At 62.0% G+C, this 4,441-nt stretch carries 6 protein-coding genes; 3 read left to right on the plus strand and 3 right to left on the minus strand.

The annotated features are described in order from the left end of the window. The 3 genes from PHX69_RS15400 to PHX69_RS15410 form a co-directional block, all read right to left on the minus strand. Positions 1 to 507: non-canonical purine NTP pyrophosphatase (locus tag PHX69_RS15400; protein ID WP_288044911.1), on the minus strand; the 507-nt coding region annotated here is incomplete at its 3' end. 137 nt (positions 508 to 644) lie between these two features. Beyond that, positions 645 to 1,547: a PP2C family protein-serine/threonine phosphatase gene (locus PHX69_RS15405; RefSeq protein ID WP_288044913.1), complete on the minus strand. Its 903-nt coding sequence runs from the start codon at positions 1,545 to 1,547 to the stop codon at positions 645 to 647. Beyond that, positions 1,544 to 2,560: a serine/threonine protein kinase gene (locus PHX69_RS15410; protein WP_119012879.1), complete on the minus strand. Its 1,017-nt coding sequence runs from the start codon at positions 2,558 to 2,560 to the stop codon at positions 1,544 to 1,546. The genes PHX69_RS15405 and PHX69_RS15410 overlap by 4 nt, the downstream gene beginning before the upstream one ends. Positions 2,561 to 2,649: 89 nt before the next feature. Between PHX69_RS15410 and PHX69_RS15415 the strand changes: the two genes are divergently transcribed. From PHX69_RS15415 to rpoZ, 3 genes are read left to right on the plus strand one after another with little or no spacing between them, the layout of a single operon-like run. After that, the gene (locus tag PHX69_RS15415; RefSeq protein ID WP_288044915.1) at positions 2,650 to 3,552 is read left to right on the plus strand and encodes a YicC/YloC family endoribonuclease; all 903 of its coding nucleotides are present in this window, start codon (positions 2,650 to 2,652) and stop codon (positions 3,550 to 3,552) included. Positions 3,553 to 3,588: 36 nt separating this feature from the next. Beyond that, complete coding sequence (gene gmk, locus PHX69_RS15420) at positions 3,589 to 4,209, plus strand: guanylate kinase (RefSeq protein ID WP_119012881.1); 621 nt, start codon at positions 3,589 to 3,591, stop codon at positions 4,207 to 4,209. 16 nt (positions 4,210 to 4,225) lie between these two features. Then, positions 4,226 to 4,429: a DNA-directed RNA polymerase subunit omega gene (rpoZ, locus tag PHX69_RS15425; protein ID WP_119012882.1), complete on the plus strand. Its 204-nt coding sequence runs from the start codon at positions 4,226 to 4,228 to the stop codon at positions 4,427 to 4,429. Positions 4,430 to 4,441 lie beyond the last annotated feature (12 nt).

The following is a 4,441-nucleotide window of genomic DNA, read 5'->3' on the forward strand; positions in this document are numbered from 1 at the left end:
AAAGGTTTTGCCGAATTCGGGCAGGAACATCACCGGGTCAAAACCAAAGCCGCCGTCGCCGCGCGGGGTGCGCAAAATCTCGCCCGCCACGCGGCCCACGGCAATCAGGGGCTCGGGGTCTTGCGGGTTGCGCACCGCCACCAGCGTGCTGACCATGGCGGCGCGGCGGTTGTCGGTGCCCTGCATTTGTTCGAGCAGTGCGCGCACGTTGTTGGCGTCGCTTTTGTCGTAACCGAACTGGGTGCAGTAGTGGGCGGTGTCCACGCCGGGCAGGCCGCCAAAGGCGTCCACGCAGATACCGGCGTCGTCGGCCAGCGCGGGCAGGCCGGTGCGCGCGGCGGCAAAACGGGCTTTGGCCAGGGCGTTTTCAACAAACGTGCAGTGCGGCTCCTCGGCCTCGCCCTGAAACAGATCGCCCTGGCGGATCAGCTCCACGCCCAGCGGCGCGAACAGGGCCTGCAATTCGGCCAGCTTGCCCTGGTTGTTGGATGCCAATACGATTTTCATGGTCAAAATCCCTTCTAGCGCTTACGCAGCAAGCGCTGACAGCTATTTATTTGATAGTAATGGTGACCACCGCAAGGCTGCGGCGCCTGGGGTGGCGGCGGGCCGCCCACGGCCGCTGGACGCGAAAGGCAGTGAACTCAGGCCTTGCGCGCTGCCGAGCGGCGAATGGCTTCGTTGATCTCGGCAATCGAGCGCTCGATGGCCTCGTCGTCCAGATCATCGACCAGGCCGTCGATGGGGCCGGCCTGGATGGTGGAGGCAAATATGTCGTCGTGCAGGCTGTCGGTGGACACGCCCTGGGTGGACTCGAACGCATCGGGCGTCTCCCACTCCAGCGCCACCACGGTCACGTTGTCGCTGTTGGCGCCAGCCTTGCGCAGGGCGTCTTCCACCAGCTCGGGCACCGACTGCGACACCGGCAAGCGCACCAGCTGGCGGGCAATTTCCACATCGTCCACCGAGCCCCACAGGCCATCGGAGCACAGCAAAATGCGGTCGCCCTGCTCCAGCGGCACCGGGCCGGTCATGTCGTAGATGGGCTTGGTGGGCGAGCCCAGGCAGGTAAAAAGCACGTTGCGGTTGATGCGCTCCAGCCCCGGCGGCGGCGCATTGCGCAGCTCCAGGTACGAGTGATCGCGCGTGCGCGTCAGCAGCTCAGTGCCACGCACCATATACAGGCGCGAATCGCCACAGTGAATCCAGGTGGCGCTGCCACCTTGCAGCACCGCCACGACCAAGGTGGTGCGGGGCGAATCGAGCATGGCTTTGTCGGTGGCGTAGCGCAAAATCTGGTGGTGCGCGGCCAGCAGCGCCGACGACAAGAACTCCTGCACGTCCTTGAGCACCGGTTTGGCCTGGCGCTGGAACATGGCCGAAACGGTTTGCAGCGCAATTTGCGCCGCCACTTCGCCCTCGGGATGCCCGCCCATGCCATCGGCCAGCACGAACAGCCCGGCCTCACGGGTATAGCAATACCCCATGCGGTCTTCGTTTTTCTGGCGGCCACCGCGCCGACTGATCTGGAATACCGAGAACTTCATGATGGTTTGGCCCCAATGCCGGTGGCTTCACCCATTTTCTGCACATTTTTGCGGGTATCGGTCACCAGCGAATCGAGCTGCATGCGCATTTTCTCGGCCACCGTCAGCTTGGTGTAGCGGCGCTCGCCCTCGCGCGAGAGCTCTTTTTGCAGCGCAAACACCGACTGCGGACGCGACAGCGGGTCCAGCGCCATGCACCACTCGACCACTTCGATGAGGTTGTCGGAATACACGCCGCGCAGCTTGGCCAGCGACAGCGAGAGCCGGTCTTTTTCCTGGCGCTGCGGCGCCTCGGTGGGCGGAAAACCCTGCATGCTGGCGTAAATGCAGGCGCCAATGGCGTAGATGTCGGTCCAGGGCCCCATGGAGGAATCGCGCCGGTACATCTCGGGCGCGGCAAAACCGGGCGTGTACATGGGGCGGATGAAGTTGCCCTCTTTGGAGAGCACCTCGCGCGCAGCGCCAAAATCAATCAACACCGCCTTGTTGTCATCGGTGATGAAAATGTTGGCCGGCTTGATGTCCAAGTGCAGCATCTTGTGCTGGTGAACAATGCGCAAGCCGCGCAGTACCTCGTCAAACAACGAGCGGATGGTGGACTCGCGAAACACCTTCTGCGTCTTGAGGTCGCGCGCGGTGACGATGAAATCCTGCAAGGACGCGCCTTCCAGGTAGTTCATCACCATGTACACGGTTTCGTTTTCGCGGAAGAAGTTGAGCACGCTGACCACCGAAGCGTGCGAAATCTGCGCCAGCGCCCGACCTTCTTCAAAAAAGCTTTTCAGGCCCAGTCGGTACAAAGACAGCTTTTCGGGAGGCACCTTGGGTGCCAGCTCGCCGGGCGAGCGCGTGGCCAGCGAGGAGGGCAGATATTCTTTGATGGCCACCTTCTGGCCATCGCCATCCACTGCGAGATAGACCACCCCGAAACCACCGGCCGCCAAACGGCGTATCACACGGTATCCACCAATGGCGGTATCGGGCGGCAGCGGTGCCGGTTTGATTTTTGACATATTTTTCAGGGAAAATTGGAAGGTGCGGCAGAACCCGGATAATCCGCAGATTGCAAGCAACCACCAAAAGTCTAATGCCAGTTTACAGCATGACCGGATACGCCAGCGCGCAGCTGGGCACCTCCCAAGGGAGTACGTCGGCCGAAGCCGGACACCCGGCCAGCCGCCGTTTGGGGCTGGAAATCCGCTCGGTCAACAGCCGTTTTCTGGACCTGAGCTTTCGCCTTCCCGATGAGCTGCGCCCGCTGGAGCCCGCCCTGCGGGCCCTGGTCACACAAAAGATCCGCCGCGGCAAAGTCGAGGTGCGTGCCGCACTGGACAGCAGCGACGCCAGCACCCTACCCGACCTGACCCCACGCCTGTTGCAACGCCTGGGATCGCTGCAAGATGTGGTGCAGTCCTGGCTGCCCAACGCAGCGCCCTTGAGCGTGGCAGAAGTGGTACGGCTGTGCGCCAACACCCATTCCACCCAGGAAGACTGGAGCGAAGTGGCCCAGACCCTGGCACGGCAGGCACTGGAATCCATGCTCCAGGCGCGCGCACAGGAAGGCGAGCGCCTGGCGACCATGCTGCACGACCGGCTCGGCCAGTTGCGTGCCCTTACACTGCAAGCGGTGCCACTGGTGCCGCGCCTGGTAGAACAACAGCGCCAGCGCTTCATGGAGCGCTGGAAAGAGGCCATGGGGCTGGCCGAAGGCAGCGCCACCCCCGAGGCTGCACAAGACCGCGCCCTGTCAGAGGCCACCGCGTTTGCCATCCGCATCGACGTGGCCGAAGAGGTCACGCGCCTGCAATCGCATATCGATGAAATCGAGCGCCTGCTCCAGCAAGGCGGCGAAATCGGCAAGCGTCTGGACTTTCTGATCCAGGAACTGCACCGCGAGGCCAACACGCTGGGCTCCAAGTCGGCAGCGCTGGAACTCACGCGCATCAGCGTGGACATGAAAGTGTTGATCGAACAGATGCGCGAGCAGGTGCAGAACATCGAATAACGCTTTCATTTTCATAGCGCCTGGCGCACACCCCATATGGATTACCCCGGAAATTTGTTTGTAGTCGCCGCCCCCAGTGGCGCAGGAAAGTCCAGCCTGGTCAAGGCCTTGCTGGAAATCGACTCCCAGTTACAGCTCTCGGTGTCGCACACCACGCGCGCACCACGCGGCCAGGAAAAACACGGGCGCGATTACTTTTTCACGTCGCAGCCCGAGTTCGACGCCATGGTCGCTGGCAACGCGTTTGTCGAGTGGGCCCATGTGCATGGACAGCGCTACGGCACCTCGAAAAAAGCCATTGAAGACCGCATCGCCCAAGGCGCCGATGTGATCCTGGAAATCGACTACCAGGGCGCCTTGCAAATCACCCAGGCGTTTGCCAATGCAGTGCTGATCTTCATTCTGCCGCCCAGCTGGGAAGAATTGCGTTCGCGCCTGGAACGCCGTGGCGAAGACCCCACCGATGTGATCGAAATGCGGCTGAAAAACGCCAGCGAAGAAATGGCCCAGGCCCATAAATTCGACTTCGTTATAATCAACGAGTTATTTGAGCGGGCGGTTTTCGATCTCAAAGCCATCGTCCACGCCCAGCGCTTGCGGTATGCAGCCCAGCGCCGCACCAGAGCCGCCACCTTCGAGTCGCTCAATATTCCCTGAATCCCCCGGAGAAACCATGGCCCGCATCACCGTAGAAGACTGCCTTGAGCAGATCCCCAACCGTTTTCAGCTCGTGCTGGCAGCCACTTACCGCGCCCGCATGCTCAGCCAAGGCCACGCCCCCCGCATCGAGAGCAAAAACAAGCCCGCAGTGACTGCACTGCGCGAAATTGCCGCAGGCAAAGTCGGTCTGGAAATGCTGAAAAAGGTTCCAGGCTGATCCCAAGCCACC

The sequence above is a fragment of the Simplicispira sp. genome, assembly GCF_028687295.1.
Lineage (GTDB): Bacteria > Pseudomonadota > Gammaproteobacteria > Burkholderiales > Burkholderiaceae_C > Simplicispira > Simplicispira metamorpha.